Genomic DNA, 16,648 nt, shown 5'->3' with positions numbered 1-16,648 from the left:
ATTTTACAAATCTCATCTCACTATATATAAATCTCTTTCCCTTGTTCAATAAATTCCTCTGATTTCTCTTGCATTCCTTTTTCTGCGGCAGCGACATCCCTGATTTCTTGAGATATTTTCATAGAACAGAATTTTGGTCCGCACATCGAACAGAAATGCGCCACTTTTGCACCGTCTGCAGGAAGCGTTTCGTCGTGGAATTCTCTTGCGGTATCTGGATCTAAAGCCAAATTAAACTGATCTTCCCAACGGAATTCGAAACGGGCTTTGCTCAACGCGTTATCACGATATTGCGCTCCTGGATGACCTTTTGCCAAATCGGCAGCATGAGCAGAAATTTTATAAGTGATAACACCGTCTTTAACGTCTTTTTTGTTTGGTAAACCTAAATGTTCTTTTGGTGTTACGTAACATAGCATCGCGCATCCGTACCAGCCAATCATAGCAGCGCCAATTGCTGAAGTAATATGATCGTAACCCGGTGCAATATCTGTAGTTAATGGACCTAAAGTGTAAAATGGAGCTTCATGGCAGTGTTCCAATTGTTTGTCCATGTTTTCTTTAATCATGTGCATCGGAACGTGCCCTGGACCTTCAATAAAAACCTGAACATCGTGTTTCCAAGCAATTTTTGTCAATTCACCTAAAGTTTTTAATTCGGCAAATTGTGCAGCATCATTCGCATCTGCAATCGAACCCGGACGTAAACCATCTCCTAGAGAAAAAGCGACATCGTACTGTTTCATGATTTCGCAGATTTCTTCAAAATGCGTGTACAAGAAGTTTTCTTTATGATGAAATAAACACCACTTTGCCATGATTGATCCGCCTCGCGAAACGATTCCCGTAACACGATTGGCTGTTAAATGAATGTAACGAAGCAAAACTCCAGCATGAATCGTGAAATACGAAACACCTTGTTCTGCTTGCTCAATCAACGTATCACGGAAAATCTCCCAAGTTAAATCTTCGGCAATTCCTTTTACTTTTTCTAATGCCTGATAAATCGGAACAGTCCCGATGGGAACAGGAGAGTTTCTGATAATCCATTCTCTGGTTTCGTGAATGTTTTTTCCTGTAGATAAATCCATAATTGTATCAGCTCCCCAACGGCAAGCCCAAACGGCTTTTTCAACTTCTTCTTCGATACTTGAAGTCACAGCGCTGTTTCCAATATTGGCATTAATTTTCACCAAGAAATTACGCCCCACAATCATTGGTTCGCTTTCTGGGTGGTTGATGTTGTTAGGGATAATCGCTCTTCCGCAAGCAACTTCAGAACGAACAAATTCTGGAGTAATTTTGTTTTTTGGAGTATTGGCACCAAAGCTATTTCCGCCATGCTGGCATTGCATTGCTTTAGTCTGCTCATTTAAAAGCTCAATGCGTTGATTTTCACGAATCGCAATATATTCCATTTCTGGAGTGATTATTCCTTGTTTGGCGTAATACAATTGTGTTACGTTAGCGCCTTTTTTAGCACGTTTTGGCTGATGTAAATATTCAAAACGAAGATGATTCAAGCTTTCATCTCTCAATCGGCTTTGGCCATAATCTGACGTGATTTCTTCTAGAATTTCAACATCATTTCGATCTAAAATCCAACTTTCGCGTAAGCGTGGCAATCCTTTTCTAATATCAATTTCAATATTCGGATCTGTGTAAGCGCCCGAAGTATCGTAAACAGTTACGGGTGGATTTTTCTCAATTCCACCATTTGAAAGTTTGGTATCGCTCAAAGTAATTTCGCGCATCGCCACTTTTATCGGATGAATTTCTCCGTCGATATATACTTTTTTAGAATTCGGAAACGGGGTTCTGGATATTTGTTCTTCTTTCATAATATTTTTGTTTGCTTCGCCCGTTCGGCTTTCGCCTCGGGTCAAGTTTGAAGTTTGAAGTTTGATTCTGATTGTGTTTATTTTTCGCAAAGTTTTTCCGTAGAGACGCGCCGCAGTGTATCTAACGCACAGTATGAAAATTGGAATTTGGAATTTATTTTTTTGGAATTTAAATTCTAACCACCCTGTGTAGCAGAAATAATCAAAATATCGTCAGTTTCGTGTACGAAGAATTCGTTCCATTTGGTTTTTGGAACAACGGTATTGTTGACAGCAACAGCGATTCCGTTTTGTTTGTGCGGAATTTCGAGATCGAGCAATGATTGAACGCTTAGCGATTCAGTATTGAATTTTTTAGTTTGTTGATTGATTTTCAGTTCCATTCCTTGTTGAGTTTAGTGTATAGATACACCTTAGGAATGGCTACAAGAACGCATAAAAATGCGCGCAGAAGTCATCTTACTTTTCCCTACGCTAGTATGAACTAGATCAGGTTCAGAGGGTAAAATCTCAGCCTACAAGTTGTAGACACCCCTAAAGTGTGAAGCAAATATATGTAATTTTTGTTTGAGAGTTTAAAAAAGTTTCAAGTTTCAGGTTTCAAGTTGGGAAAACTGAATACTAAAAGCTGTTTTCTGAACACTAATTATTTCTTTCTCGTCCAGCAATCTTCCACATGATCATTGACCATTCCGGTGGCTTGCATGTGAGCGTAAATTACGGTTGAACCGACAAATTTAAATCCGCGTTTTTTTAAATCTTTGCTGATTTCATCTGAAAGTGGAGTAGTAGCCGGAGCATCTTTTGAATGTTTCAGATTGTTTATAATCGGTTTCCCATCAGTATACTTCCAAATATAGTCAGAGAAAGTTCCAAATTCTTCTTGAATTTTCATAAAAGCTTGAGCGTTGGATACAGCCGCTTTAATTTTTAATTTGTTCCGAATAATTCCGGTATTCTGCATTAATTCTTCAATTTTATCTTCTGAATACTGTGCTACTTTTTTGTAATCAAAATGATCAAAAGCTTCTCTGAAATTTTGTCTTTTGTTTAAAATCGTGATCCAGCTCAGTCCCGCCTGAAAAGTTTCCAAAATTAAAAATTCGAATAGAGTTGGGTCGTCATAAACGGGAACGCCCCATTCTTCATCATGATATTTTTTATATAAATCACTGGAAGTACACCAGCTGCATCGAATAATATCGTTGTTTTCCATTATTTTCCAATTTGCCATTTGTATCCTTTCACACTCGGAATGTAAGCTGAGCGTCCCACGATAACTAAATCAGTGTAGATTTTACGGTTGTATTTTATGCCAATTGCATTGCCGGAAGTATACATTTTATTGGCTTTAAAAACGACTTTCATTTTGCCATCTTCAAGCTCGGCATCGGATACTTTTTCTACAAACCATGTTGATTGCCATTTTACGGCTATTTCATTTTCGGCAGTTTTGGTAACGCTCTTTACCAGTTTTACCGCTTCTTCTGGAATTTCAAAATTTTCAGTAAGCTGTTTTTGAGTCATCGTTTGTCCCATTTTGCAATTGGCAAGGATTTTTCTAATGTTCACAAAATTCAGCAATTCCTCGTTTACCTGCTTTTTGATGTTAATGCTTGTATTTTCGGTTTTGCTCACCGTGTTGTGCGAGTCATGCGGATTGTGAAGTGGTACAATTGCAATTGGGGTTTTTACAGCAAACGGATTTTGAGTTGGTGCTTTTTTTTGAGTTCCAATTTCTTTAGGGGCTTTAATAGTTTTTGCTGCAATTTTTGCTCCTTTTTTTACAGGTGCTGGCTTTAGCATATTAACAGGCATTACAGTTTTTTTAGCTGGCTTTTTTACATCTTCGCCACAACTAAAAAATAAGCAGATTATACAGGATAAAATAAGCAAGTTAATTTTTTTCATGGCCCTAAAGTTTTTTATTCTTGATGAGAATTATCCTCTTCCAAATATTTTTTTATCAAATGATGTCCTGCATAAATTAGCGGTGTCAACAATATTGCAATTGATAGTTTAAACGTATATCCAATTAACGCAGAAGATAGAAATGTGTCAAAATTGATTTTTCCTGGGAGCCAAAAAGCAATTCCGAGAACAATAAATGAATCGAATAATTGTGAAATTACTGTTGATCCTGTTGTTCTAAGCCAAATCTTTCTTTCACCAGTTCGTCTTTTAAAGAACCAAAAAATCCACACGTCAATTAACTGCGATGCCATAAAAGCAATCAAACTTCCAACAATAATCCACATACTTTGTCCAAAAACAGCTTGAAATTGATCGTCATTTACAGGACTTATTCCTTTTGCTGCGGGAATAATGATGGCCATAAATAAAATTAGAAAAGCATAAGCAATCAAGCATGCCGTGATAAAGGAGAGTTTTTTTACTCCTTTTTCTCCAAAATATTCATTAATCAAATCGGTTGTTAAAAAAACGACAGGCCAGGGCAAAATCCCGATACTCATTACAAATGGACCAATCTGGATCAGCTTGCCTCCAATCAATTCAGCCACAACGGCGTTAGTTATAAATATACCTGCTAGAATAACAAAGACAATTTCTTTTTTGGTTTTAAACATGTGAACTTATTAAAATCTGTTTTATTCAAAGTTAATTATTTTAACTAAATTAACATTTAGCATCGATCAATATTTCTTTTTTTGATTTTCTGCGAGTTAATAATCTTACTCTGAGTTTGGGGTTTTGTTTAATAAATATTTTCTGATTGAGAGCATTTGTTCATCTTAAAAATAGAATTGTTTTATTTATCTCATTTTTTTAACATATTGTGATATGCTGTCGATTGGTAAATTTTAGGTATTTTTGGAGAAGAACAAGTTTCTATTATTTATAATCAAATTAATGAGAATGAAAAAATTAATGTCAATTTTTATCATGAGTACAACTTTTTTTGCGGCTTCCGCACAAAGCAATTCTGATAATCCGTTGCTAAAACCATGGCCAGGGCCATACGGAGGAGTTCCTGCCTTCAATGAGTACAAAGTTTCAGACTTTAAACCAGCGATTGAATTTGCTATTCAGGAAAAACTAAATGAAGTAGATGCTATTGCAAATAATCCAAAACCAGCTACTTTTGAAAATACAATTGTTGCTATGGAACGTTCAGGGCAAACAATTGAAAGAATCATGACTGTTTATGGAATCTACAGATCTAATTTAAGCAGTCCTGAGTTTAGCGCTATTGACAGAGAAATGTCGCCTAAATTTTCTGAGTTTTCAGATAAAATCAATCAAAATAAAAAATTATTTACCAGAATCGAGACGGTTTATAATTCAAAAGAAAAAAGTAAACTTACTGGTGAACAACAACGTTTAATTTGGTTGTACTACACCAATTTTGTGCGTCAAGGTGCTCAACTTAATGACGTAGACAAAGCAAAAGTTGCAGGAATCAATAAAGAACTTGCAACATTGTTTACACGTTTCAGCCAAAATTTATTGGCAGAAGAACACAATCAATATGTTGAATTAAAAACAGAAGATGACTTTGCTGGTTTACCAACCGAAGTTAAAAATGCTGCTATTGCTGAAGCAAAAGAGAGAAAATTAAATGTAATGGGTTGTATTGCTAATACACGTTCTTCAATTGAGCCATTTTTGACATTTTCAACTCGTAGAGATTTAAGAGAAAAAGCATTTGACATTTTTGTAAAACGTGGCGACAACGGAAACGAAAATGACAACAATTCAACACTTGTATCAATCTTGCAATTACGTACTCAAAAAGCAAAATTATTGGGTTACCCAACATTTGCTGACTGGAGTTTGTCTAACAAAATGGCAAAAGATCCTAAAAAGACTTTGGCTTTAATGGAATCTGTTTGGGAGCCAGCTGTTGCGCAAGTTCATAAAGATGTTGCTGAGATGCAAAAAATCGTTGATGCTGAAGGCGGGAATTTCAAAATTCAGCCTTGGGATTACCGTTTTTATGCTGAAAAAGTTAGAAAAGCAAAATACGATTTGGATCAAAACGAAGTAAAGCCTTACCTTCAATTAGAAAAATTACGCGAAGGAATGTTTTGGGTTGCTGGCGAATTGTTCAACTTCAATTTCAAGCAAATTACAAATGTACCAGTTTATCATCCAGATGTACGTGTTTGGGAGGTTAGCAATAAAGTAACTGGAAAAGTGGTTGGATTATGGTATTTTGATCCTTATGCACGTGCAGGAAAACGTTCTGGTGCATGGATGAATGCTTACCGTAATCAAGAAAAATTAGACGGAAATGTACTTACAATTGTGTCTAACAACTGTAATTTCGTTAAAGGCGCTCCAGGTGAGCCAATTTTGATTTCTTGGGAAGATGCGTCGACTTTATTTCACGAATTTGGACACGCGCTTCACGGATTATGTTCAAATGTAACGTATCCGAGTTTAGCGGGAACTTCTGTAGCAAGAGATTATGTTGAGTTTCCTTCTCAATTATTAGAGCACTGGTTAGCAACTCCAGAAGTGTTGAATAAATTCGCTTTGCATTACAAAACAAATCAGCCAATGCCTCAGGCTTTAGTGGATAGAATTGAAAAAGCGGCGAACTTTGGTGAAGGTTTTTCTACAGTTGAAACAATTTCAAGCTCTTTAGTAGATATGAAACTTCATTTAACTACTGAGCCAATTGATCCTCATAAATTTGAAAAAGAGACGTTAGATGCTTTACATATGCCATCTGAAATTGTAATGCGTCACCGTATTCCACAATTCGGACATATTTTTTCAAGTGATGGATATGCAGCTGGATATTACAGTTATTTATGGGCAGATGTTATTAATGCAGATGCTTGGGAAGCTTTCCTAGAAGGAAAAGGCCCTTATGATAAAGCGGTTGCAAAAAGGCTTTATGATACTGTATTTAGTGTAGGAAACACTATCGATCAGGAAAAAGCTTATGAAAACTTTAGAGGAAGAGCTCCAAAATCTGATGCGTTAATGCGCGCTAGAAACTTCCCAATTAAGAGCAAAAAATAATTCGGAATTATTTATAAAATTAAGACTGTCAGAAATGGCAGTCTTTTTTTTATAGTTTGTGTCTTGGCTTCGAGTCCCCGGCACTTACAAATAGGGATCAATATTGCGCAAAGTTGTCATTTCGACGAAGGAGGAATCTTCGTTGCTAGATCGACAAAGATTGATATACTTTGCGATGCTACTTAGGATTTAAATAAGCAAGAGGCTGTTTTAAAAGTCAAAAAAGAAAAAGGCTGCCCTTTTTGGACAGCCTTTTGTATAATAAAGTAATGATATTTTTAAATATCAATAAAGAATTAGATTAACCTAAAGTAACTCTTTTGAAACCAGTGATTTCAACATTGAATCCTTTAACATAATCACCAACTTTTTTACTGTCATCTTTGATGAAGTTTTGATCTAGTAAAGCTTTTTCTTGATCTAAAGTAGTGTTGTCAGAAATGAAACGTTGCACTTTTCCTGGAAGAATTTTGTCCCAGATTTGCTCTGGTTTTCCTTCAGCTTTTAATTCAGCTTTAGCATCTTCTTCAGCTTGTTTGATAACTTCAGGAGTTAATTGAGAGAAAGAGATGTATTTAGGAACATTTTTCAAAGTTTTTCCTAAACGTTTTGCTTCTTCGTTGTCTTTTTCGATTACAGCAATACGAGCAGCAAGTTCAGATTCAACGAAAGCTGGATCAAAATCTTTGTAAGATAATGTATCAGCACCCATAGAAGCAACTTGCATAGAGATGTCTTTTGTTAAAGCTTCAGCGTTAGCAACTGGAGCAGAAATTGCAGTTAAAGCAGCAATTTTATTAACGTGAACGTAAGATCCAACGTAAGCACCTTCTAAAATTTCGAAACCACCGATTTCGATTTTTTCACCGATAACACCAGTTTGCTCGATTAATTTCTCAGCAACAGTAATTCCGTTGAAATCAGAAGCCAATAATTCTTCTTTAGAAGAGAAGTTGATAGCTCTTTCAACTAAATCTTTAGCTAAAGTTACGAAAGCTTCATTTTTACCTACGAAGTCAGTTTCGCAGTTTAAAGTGATGATAGCTCCTTTAGTGTGGTCAGCATTGATGAAAGAAACAGCAGCTCCTTCAGAAGACTCACGGTCAGAACGGTTAGCAGCAACTTTTTGTCCTTTTTCTCTAAGGATTTGGATCGCTTTATCGAAATCTCCTTCAGCTTCAACTAAAGCTTTTTTACAGTCCATCATTCCGGCACCTGTAGATTGTCTTAATTTATTTACGTCTGCAGCAGTAATTGTTGACATAATATTTTGAATTTTTAATGTTAAAAGTAAAAAATTCCATCTTCTAAATCCCAAATTCCAATTTTATTAAATTATCAACATAACGTTTTTAATTTTGTATTTGGAATTTGGAATTTAAAATTTGGAATTTAAAATTTGATTTATTCTTCAGTTGCAGGAGCAGCTTCAGCTTCAGCAGCAGGAGCTTCTTCAGCAGCTTCAACTTCTTTTTCTGCACCTCTGTCTGAAAGACCTTCGATTACAGCAGTAGTTACTAAAGATAAAATTTTGTCAATTGATTTAGAAGCGTCATCATTTGCAGGAATCACGTAATCAACCTCTCTTGGGTCAGAATTCGTATCAACCATTGCGAAAACTGGAATGTTTAATTTTTGAGCTTCTTTTATTGCGATGTGTTCAGCTTTGATATCTACTACGAACAATGCTGCAGGTAGTCTAGACATATCAGCAATTGAACCTAAGTTTTTCTCTAATTTAGCACGTAGACGATCAACTTGTAAACGCTCTTTTTTAGATAAAGTGTTGAAAGTACCATCTTTCTTCATTTTATCGATAGAAGACATTTTTTTAACTGCCTTTCTGATAGTTACGAAGTTAGTCAACATTCCACCTGGCCATCTTTCAGTGATGTAAGGCATGTTTGCAGCTTTTGCTTTATCAGCAACGATGTCTTTTGCTTGTTTTTTGGTAGCTACGAATAAGATTTTTCTACCTGATGCAGCGATTTTTTTCAAAGCTTCGTTAGCTTCTTCGATTTTAGCTGCAGTTTTATATAGATTGATAATGTGAATACCATTACGCTCCATATAAATGTAAGGAGCCATGTTTGGATCCCATTTTCTAGTCATGTGTCCGAAGTGAACACCTGCTTCTAGTAATTCTTTTACTTCTATTTTGTTTGCCATTTTTGTACTAGTTTACGTTCTGTTGATTAGCAATGTATAAATGGCGATTTCTCTGGCTTTATACATTTAGATGCTAAACTATATCCTACCTCGATAGGAGAGCAACAATAACTGTGTTTTTTAATTTCAATAAATAATTGATAATGTCTTGTCCCATCTGAACAAGACAGGTAATATTAACGTTTAGAGAATTGGAATCTCTTACGAGCTTTCTTCTGACCGAATTTCTTACGTTCAACCATTCTTGGGTCTCTTGTTAATAAACCTTCTGGTTTAAGGATTCCTCTGTTTTCAGCGTTAACTTCACACATTACGCGAGCTAATGCCATTCTTACAGCTTCTGCTTGACCAGTTGTACCACCTCCGTAAACGTTTACTTTAACGTCAAAGTTGTTTTCATTTTCTGTCATAGATAATGGTTGTAACACTTTGTAACGTAAAGTTGCAGTTGGAAAGTAAGTTGCGAATTCTTTTTTGTTTACAGTGATGTTTCCAGTTCCTTCAGAAACGTAAACACGTGCAACAGCGGTTTTTCTTCTACCGATTTTGTGAATAACTCCCATTACTTAAGATCATTTAGGTTAACAGTTCTAGGTTTTTGAGCTCCGTGTTTGTGCTCAGCTCCTACAACAACATTTAGATTTCTAAAAAGTTCAGCACCTAATTTGTTTTTAGGTAACATACCTTTTACCGCTTTTTCTACTAATAATGCAGGGTTTTTAGCTTGCAATACTTTAGCAGTTAAAGTTCTTTGTCCTCCTGGGTAACCTGTATGACGCATGTAAATTTTGTCATTCATTTTTGTACCTGTAAGGTTAATTTTTTCTGAGTTGATAACAATTACGTTATCTCCACAGTCAACGTGCGGTGTGTAACTTGGCTTGTACTTACCTCTTAAGATCATAGCAACCTTTGAAGCAAGACGTCCTAAGTTATGACCTTCAGCGTCAACAACAATCCACTCTTTAGTTACTGTGGCTTTGCTTGCTGAAACTGTTTTGTAGCTTAATGCGTCCATAATATTATTTTAATTAAACATTCCATCCCCAATAAAGGGGATGCAAAAGTACAATTAATTATTTTAAAACCAAATACCTGAAAGAATATTTTATCTGCTGAAAATCAGGACTTCAGTTTTTTAATTAATTAGGGAATAAAAAAACCGTCTCTGCAATAAAGTAAAGACGGTTAAATATTTAGGAAAAAAATCTATTATACAATAAATATATTGGCAATATCAACTACTTGCTGTGTCGTAAGTGGCTCATCATAAGCCTCGGAGCCTGCGGAAGCTCCAAAAGCAGCAGCGGTATTAAATCCTGCCTGCATCGTTACACCTTCGCCATCATAGACTGCTTGTGTTGCTGCCGGCATACCAGTTCCTCTCTCGGAATTGGAAATCCATCCTTTTAATCCGCGCAGTCGTCTTACTTCAGATGCATGTCGCGCTTCGACAGAATGAATCTGCAATGCAGCGGTTAGCAAATCTGGTGTGGTTATTAAATTTGCTGCTTGACCTTTGTAGGCTCTAACTCCAGTATCTTCAAAAGCTTGTGCCAAAGCTAAAAATGTTGGATAATCATGAAAGGGGTCAAAAGTACCTCCAACTGTAAAATCAAAAGTAGGTTTTGCAACAAAGTTCGGACTCATTGTGCCGCCTAGTCCATTAATTAGGAATTTAACATGGTCAGATTCATGCGCTGCAATTTGTTGAAATACTTTTAGATCGCGTCCGCCATTTTCAGAAGCTGGAATTACTCCAGAATCTAATGCCATGGCATAAAATTCGTTTTCCAAATATTCAAGTGTCAAAGCAAATTGCAAAGCGCCAATGGGTGTTGCAGGTGTTGCTGTAATGTCTTTCGCGAAAGCTTTATTAGTAAGAGCTGACAATCCGAAAGGGATTGATGCTAAAGCTAAATTTTTTCCGATATTTCCAAACTGCGTAAAACTGTCTCTACGAGAACCAGTACTATTCATTAAATTATCATCAGTAAAGGATTCTATAAATTTTAAAATGTTCATAATTTCTAAGTTTTAACGGTTAGGATTAAGGCAAGTATTTAGCTGTAAATTTTGTGGTAATAAAATTGGCAGCAATCGGCAGGATTTTAGATGGATCTTTGGCATCATCTAAACCTGTTGTCATATTTACAATATCATCTCCGGCAAAATCTTTAGAATTCGGATTGATCAAACTTCTTATTGCAGAAGCATGTCTGGCTTCAACAGAAACGATTTTTCCAGCTAATAATAGATAATCAGCACTTTTAATTAATTTTCCCGCACCATTATATGCAGCAACTCCAGTATCTTCAAGAGCTTTTGCAGTAGCGAGAACTTCGTTTCGGCTGTTGAAATTCAAAGAACCATAATTGAAAGCGAGGGAAGGAAGCAATTGTGAACTTGGGTCTGGAAGGGCTCCAGTTAAAGCGGCTTTGAAAAAATCGCGATGAACGACTTCGTGATAATATAAATCTGTCAAGACTTGTCGTTCGGTGGCATTAAAAGTGGCATTAAAACTTGAGGCGTTTACAACTTTGGTATAAAAATCGGCTTCTAGTTGTTCTAGAGCGTACGCATAAGTCAATACGCCAAAATCTCCAGAACCCAAATCAAATACTCCATTTCTGACTCCTGGCAGGGAATTGTCTGGCATGTCATCATTGTTGTCATCGTTGCTGCAACCAGCTAGAATTAAGCCTGTAGTTGCCAGGGTTAATCCGCTGAGCTTAAGAAAGCTCCTTCTGCTATTCAATGAAGGATCAACTTCATGAATTTTAACTTCGTTTTTCATAATCTAGTTTTTTAAAAGTTAACAACATTGGTCTTTAGTTCTTTGATATTTAGTTATTAACGAAATTTTTGTAGGCGCGGTTTTAAAAAACAGGTGTTTTTGATTTTATTTTAAAAAAGAAGGATAATTTTAAATAGTGGTAGGGCTTTTTTGTTTTATTTTAGGTAATTCTACTATATTTGTATTAATTACGTAAAATTCAATTAGATGAAAGCTAAAGCAACTCTTAAACAAATCGCAAAAGAATTGGGTGTTTCTGTGTCAACAGTGTCTAAGGCATTGAACGACAGTCCGGAAATTAGTGAGCAGACGAAAGTAAAGATTAAGGAGTATGCCAAACTCAAAAATTATAAGCCGAATGTTATTGGTCTGAATTTAAAAAACAGAAAGACTAAAACGATTGGTGTAATTATACCTAATATATTGAACTCTTTTTTCGCAAAAGTTTTCAGTGGTATTGAAAAAGTAGCCGATAAAAAAGGATATAATGTGATTACTTGTATTTCAAATGAGTCTTTGGAAAAAGAGATTCATACGCTTGAAATGTTGAGTAACGGAACAATTGATGGTTTTATTCTTTCGGTTTCTGAGGAAGCGCAAAAACTTCAGGATTACAATCACTTTTCAGAAATTATAAACGATGGAACGCCAATCGTGATGTTTGATCGTATTGCAGATGAAGTAGATTGTGATAAAGTTGTTGTTGATGATTTTGATTCAGCTTTGAATTCTACACAGCATTTAATTAATCTTGGATGTAAAAATATTGCCTTGATTTCGTCTGTAGATAATTTAAGTGTTGGAAAATTAAGAGCTGACGGCTATTTGAAAGCTTTGGCAGACAATAATATTCCAGTAAATGAGAAAATTATTCTTCGTACTGATTCTGAGGATGATATGAAAGCTAAAATCGACGGACTTTTCGATAATAAAATTGACGGAATTTTTGCTTTGGATGAAAATGATTCAGTTGCCGCTTTAAGAGTGAGTTTGAAAAAAGGATACAGAGTTCCAGAAGATATTTCTATTATTGGTTTTGCTGATGGTATTTTGGCATCAAGACGTTTGTCTCCAAGTTTGACAACTGTAAGCCAACACGGAATCGAAATTGGTGAAGTTGCCGCTAAACGATTAATCAAAAGATTAGAAGAAAGCGAAGAAGAAACTTCAGATTATGAAACCATCGTAATCAAAACGGTTTTGAAAGAACGAGAATCGACACGAAAAGTAAAATAATAAAAAAACCACCAGCGCAACTGGTGGTTTTTTTATAATTCAATTTGATCCGTCGAAGCCGTAGGAATCGCCATAACCATTTTTACATTCTCTAAAGAATTCTTTTGGCAATCCTTTTTTAAAATTAATTTTAGAAGCTGCCTTTTTGTCGCATTCGGGATCTGTATTTCTAAATATTAGAATTCCATTATTCAATTCTGTAGGTAAGTCGGTAATCATTGTTACAGCATAATTGCCTAGATATTGATTGTTATTGTTAAATATTAGAATTCTATTTGTAGCTCTATGTGCGCCCCAAATCAATGTCGAATTCATGATTTTATATGTCTTTCCTTTTTCTGTGCGCACATGTCCTAAATAAGTTAAATGTGTTTCTGTTTTTCCCTCTTCATCACATTTTCCAAAAACAAATTCTTTTCCGATTTTATTTTTGTAAAGAACTTTTAGTCTGATGCTTTTGTCATTTTGTTGAGCATTGCCAAACATTGGAATGATCGCTGTAATTAAGATAAAAAATATCCTAATTAATATTGTTGCTTTTTTCACCAAATTTACAATAGTAGTTTTGTTTATAATCTAAAATCAACAATCTGAAATCTAAAATTAGATCAATGCGCTTCCAACCAATCTTTTCCTAAACCAAGTTCAACTTCCAATGGAACTGCCATTTTAAAAGCATTTTCCATTTCATGTTTAATCATTGGCTGAATTTTCTCGAGTTCGTCGTTGTGAACATCGAAGACAAGCTCATCATGTACTTGAAGCAACATTTTTGATTTCCAGTTTTCTTCTTGCAGTTTTTTATGGATGTTGATCATGGCAATCTTAATCACATCGGCGGCGCTTCCTTGAATTGGTGCGTTTACAGCATTTCGCTCTGCGGCACTTCTAACTACAGCATTTGCCGAGTTGATGTCTTTCAAATAACGGCGTCGGCCTGAAATAGTTTGCACGTATCCTTTTTCTCTCGCAAATTCAATTTGTTCCTGAATAAAAGATTTCAATCTCGGATACGTTTTATAATAGGCATCAATCAAAGCGGCACTTTCGCTTCGAGACAATGAAGTCTGGCTGCTCAATCCGAAAGCAGAAACACCATATATGATTCCGAAGTTTACTGTTTTTGCGTTGCTTCTTTGTTCGCGGCTCACATCTTCTAAAGCAACATCAAAAACTTTTGCAGCTGTTGATCTGTGAATGTCTTCTCCGTTTTGGAAAGCTTTAATCATATTTTCTTCCCCACTTAAAGCGGCAATGATTCGCAATTCAATTTGAGAGTAATCGGCAGAGATTAAAGTATGGTTTTCATCGCGCGCGACAAAAGCTTTACGAATCTGACGACCTCTTTCAGTACGAATCGGGATATTCTGCAAGTTCGGATTGTTTGAACTCAAACGTCCTGTTGCGGCAACGGTTTGCATATAATCGGTATGAACGCGCAAAGTCTTTTTGTCCACTTGTTCCGGCAAAGCCAAAATATACGTGCTTTGTAATTTCACCATTTGGCGCCAGTCCAAAATATCTTTTACAATCGGATTTTCGTTTGCTAAATACGTCAAGACTTCCTCACCGGTTGCATATTGGCCCGTTTTGGTTTTCTTTTGTTTTGCACCACCAATCTTCATTTTTTCAAAAAGAATATCTCCTAATTGTTTTGGAGAAGCCAAATTGAATTTCTCGCCAGCAGTTTCGTATATTTTTTGTTCCAAAGACTTGATTTCAACATCCATTTCAGATGACATTCCTTTTAAGAAATCAACATCTAAACGAATTCCTTCTGTTTCCATAGCCGCTAAAACGCTTACTAACGGAATTTCGATTTCATCAAATAACTTTTTAGTTTCGGTTTTGTCTAATTCTGTTGTGAAGATTTCCTTTAATTGTAAAGTAATATCCGCATCTTCAGCAGCATATTCTTTAATATCCTCAAGAGGAACATCGCGCATCGAAAGTTGATTTTTTCCTTTTTTTCCAATTAAATCTTCAATTGGTTTGGGAGAATATTTCAAATACGTTTCGGCCAAAACATCCATATTATGACGCATATCAGGATTGATCAGATAATGCGCAATCATCGTATCAAAAAGTTTTCCTTTTACTGTAACGCCATAGTTAGCAAGGATTTTTAGGTCGTATTTTAAGTTTTGCCCAATTTTCTCGATGTTTTCATTTTCGAAAAACGGAATAAATTTGTCAATCAAAGTTTGAGCTTCTTCTTGACTTTCCGGAAACGGCACATAAAATGCTTTTCCTTTTTCATATGAAAAAGACATTCCGACTAATTCAGCGTGCAAGGCATCAATTCCAGTAGTTTCAGTATCAAAACAAACCGAAGTTTGATTTTGCAAATTCTGTAATAATAATTTCACGCCCAAATCGCCTTGAACAATCTGATAGGAGTGAGGTGTATCTGCTAATGTTCCGTAGAAAGAAGTTCTAGGGGTTTCTGTATTTTCATCTGCTGAAGCGCTTCCAAACAAATCAAATTGATCTTCGTTTTTTGGCTGTGGTTTTTTGTACAACTTCGCATCAGAAACTTCAGGAGCTGCAGTTTGAGATCCATCTGTTTTAAATAAATTATCAAATTGTTCCGCCATTCTTCTGAATTCTAATTCCTGAAAAATAGCATCTGTTTTTTCGATATCTGGACGCGTCAATTGATAGTCAGTTTCATCAAAAGTAACCGGACAGTCTAATAAAATAGTTGCCAATGTTTTAGAAAGCAATCCTTTTTCTTTGTTGGCTTCAATGTTCTCTTTCATTTTTCCTTTCAGCTTGTCTGTATTTGCCAAAAGGTTTTCCATTGTACCAAATTCTTTCAAAAGTTTTTTGGCCGTAACTTCACCAACTCCAGGGAGTCCTGGAATATTATCGGCTGCGTCGCCCATCATTCCAAGAAAATCAATTACTTGTTCAGGTCTTTCGATTTCGAATTTCTCTAAAACCTCAGGAACACCCCAAATTTCGATTCCGTTACCCATTCGGGCAGGTTTGTACATAAAGATGTTTTCAGAAACTAATTGTGCAAAATCCTTATCAGGCGTGACCATAAAAACTTTGTAATTCTGTTTTTCGGCTTGTTTGGCAATAGTTCCAATTAAGTCATCGGCTTCAAAACCTTCAACTTCTATAATAGGAATATGCATTGCTTTTAAAAGTTCGCATATATAAGGAACGGCAATTTTGATTGCTTCAGGCGTTACGTCTCGATTCGCTTTGTATTCTGGAAATATTTCGTTTCGCATCGCGCTTCCACCTTTGTCAAAAGCAACAGCTAGATGGTCTGGTTTTTCTCTTTTAATGACATCCAAAAGTGAGTTCATAAAACCCATAATTGCAGATGTATCCAATCCTTTTGAGTTGATTCTCGGGTTTTTTATAAAGGCATAATAACCACGAAAAATTAATGCATAAGCATCTAGAAGAAAAAGGCGTTTTTGAGTTGACATATTAAAAATATTAGTCTGTAAAAATAAACAATTGGGTTTTAAAAATGATTCGGCTCTCGAAATAATTTTTTTAAAACCATATAAGTCATATAAGTGCATTTTAGTAGTGGCGCACTGCAGCGCGTCTTCGTATCTGACATAAACGCACTGCAGTGCATCTC

The 16,648-nt window shown here is 35.8% G+C and carries 15 protein-coding genes and 1 riboswitch; of the genes, 2 read left to right on the top strand and 13 right to left on the bottom strand.

What is annotated here, in order from left to right:
• Positions 1 to 20: 20 nt before the first annotated feature.
• From thiC to AAYQ19_RS09205, 5 genes are all read right to left on the bottom strand, one after another.
• Positions 21 to 1,841 (bottom strand): phosphomethylpyrimidine synthase ThiC, encoded by a 1,821-nt coding sequence (thiC, locus tag AAYQ19_RS09225; RefSeq protein WP_343536814.1) that lies wholly within the window; start codon positions 1,839 to 1,841, stop codon positions 21 to 23.
• Between the two features lie 176 nt (positions 1,842 to 2,017).
• A complete protein-coding gene (gene thiS / locus AAYQ19_RS09220) occupies positions 2,018 to 2,224 on the bottom strand; it encodes a sulfur carrier protein ThiS (RefSeq protein ID WP_343535939.1) in 207 nt (68 codons plus the stop codon).
• Positions 2,225 to 2,290: 66 nt separating this feature from the next.
• Positions 2,291 to 2,387, bottom strand: a riboswitch (TPP riboswitch).
• A 100-nt stretch (positions 2,388 to 2,487) separates the two neighbouring features.
• The gene (locus AAYQ19_RS09215) at positions 2,488 to 3,075 is read right to left on the bottom strand and encodes a DNA-3-methyladenine glycosylase I (RefSeq protein ID WP_445709690.1); all 588 of its coding nucleotides are present in this window, start codon (positions 3,073 to 3,075) and stop codon (positions 2,488 to 2,490) included.
• On the bottom strand, positions 3,057 to 3,752 hold the full coding sequence (locus tag AAYQ19_RS09210) for a hypothetical protein (RefSeq protein WP_343535938.1): 696 nt from the start codon (positions 3,750 to 3,752) through the stop codon (positions 3,057 to 3,059). The genes AAYQ19_RS09215 and AAYQ19_RS09210 overlap by 19 nt, the downstream gene beginning before the upstream one ends.
• A 14-nt stretch (positions 3,753 to 3,766) precedes the next feature.
• Positions 3,767 to 4,429, bottom strand: a complete 663-nt coding sequence (locus AAYQ19_RS09205; protein WP_343535937.1) for a queuosine precursor transporter — start codon at positions 4,427 to 4,429, stop codon at positions 3,767 to 3,769.
• 289 nt (positions 4,430 to 4,718) lie between these two features.
• Between AAYQ19_RS09205 and AAYQ19_RS09200 the strand changes: the two genes are divergently transcribed.
• Positions 4,719 to 6,836 carry a M3 family metallopeptidase gene (locus tag AAYQ19_RS09200; protein WP_343535936.1) on the top strand — a complete coding sequence of 706 codons (2,118 nt, stop codon included), beginning with the start codon at positions 4,719 to 4,721 and terminating at the stop codon, positions 6,834 to 6,836.
• A 301-nt stretch (positions 6,837 to 7,137) separates the two neighbouring features.
• Here the strand turns inward: AAYQ19_RS09200 and tsf are convergent, their stop codons facing one another.
• The 6 genes from tsf to AAYQ19_RS09170 all read right to left on the bottom strand — a co-directional run bounded on the left by tsf (position 7,138) and on the right by AAYQ19_RS09170 (position 11,802).
• Positions 7,138 to 8,100 (bottom strand): translation elongation factor Ts, encoded by a 963-nt coding sequence (tsf, locus tag AAYQ19_RS09195; RefSeq protein ID WP_343535935.1) that lies wholly within the window; start codon positions 8,098 to 8,100, stop codon positions 7,138 to 7,140.
• A gap of 140 nt (positions 8,101 to 8,240) precedes the next feature.
• Positions 8,241 to 9,005, bottom strand: coding sequence for a 30S ribosomal protein S2 (gene rpsB / locus AAYQ19_RS09190; protein ID WP_012023686.1), 765 nt, complete (start codon positions 9,003 to 9,005; stop codon positions 8,241 to 8,243).
• Between the two features lie 176 nt (positions 9,006 to 9,181).
• Positions 9,182 to 9,568 (bottom strand): 30S ribosomal protein S9, encoded by a 387-nt coding sequence (rpsI, locus tag AAYQ19_RS09185; RefSeq protein ID WP_111288027.1) that lies wholly within the window; start codon positions 9,566 to 9,568, stop codon positions 9,182 to 9,184.
• Entirely contained in the window at positions 9,568 to 10,023 is a 456-nt protein-coding gene (gene rplM / locus AAYQ19_RS09180; protein WP_026728617.1) for a 50S ribosomal protein L13, read from the bottom strand. Before rplM ends, rpsI begins: the two co-directional genes overlap by 1 nt.
• A 194-nt stretch (positions 10,024 to 10,217) precedes the next feature.
• Positions 10,218 to 11,030: a ferritin-like domain-containing protein gene (locus AAYQ19_RS09175; RefSeq protein ID WP_343535934.1), complete on the bottom strand. Its 813-nt coding sequence runs from the start codon at positions 11,028 to 11,030 to the stop codon at positions 10,218 to 10,220.
• Positions 11,031 to 11,055: 25 nt separating this feature from the next.
• Positions 11,056 to 11,802: a ferritin-like domain-containing protein gene (locus tag AAYQ19_RS09170; RefSeq protein WP_343535933.1), complete on the bottom strand. Its 747-nt coding sequence runs from the start codon at positions 11,800 to 11,802 to the stop codon at positions 11,056 to 11,058.
• 207 nt (positions 11,803 to 12,009) lie between these two features.
• Here AAYQ19_RS09170 and AAYQ19_RS09165 point away from each other — a divergent pair, with 207 nt between their 5' ends.
• A complete protein-coding gene (locus tag AAYQ19_RS09165; RefSeq protein ID WP_026728614.1) occupies positions 12,010 to 13,038 on the top strand; it encodes a LacI family DNA-binding transcriptional regulator in 1,029 nt (342 codons plus the stop codon).
• Between the two features lie 39 nt (positions 13,039 to 13,077).
• Here AAYQ19_RS09165 and AAYQ19_RS09160 read toward each other — a convergent pair whose 3' ends face one another.
• Both AAYQ19_RS09160 and polA read right to left on the bottom strand, forming a co-directional pair.
• Entirely contained in the window at positions 13,078 to 13,524 is a 447-nt protein-coding gene (locus tag AAYQ19_RS09160) for a hypothetical protein (protein WP_343535932.1), read from the bottom strand.
• Positions 13,525 to 13,646: 122 nt separating this feature from the next.
• A complete protein-coding gene (polA, locus tag AAYQ19_RS09155; RefSeq protein WP_343535931.1) occupies positions 13,647 to 16,487 on the bottom strand; it encodes a DNA polymerase I in 2,841 nt (946 codons plus the stop codon).
• Between the last annotated feature and the right edge of the window lie 161 nt (positions 16,488 to 16,648).

This window comes from Flavobacterium mesophilum (assembly GCF_039581405.1).
Classification (GTDB): domain Bacteria; phylum Bacteroidota; class Bacteroidia; order Flavobacteriales; family Flavobacteriaceae; genus Flavobacterium.
Note: the sequence above shows the minus strand (reverse complement) of the source record. Positions and strands in the feature narration are given on the sequence as shown.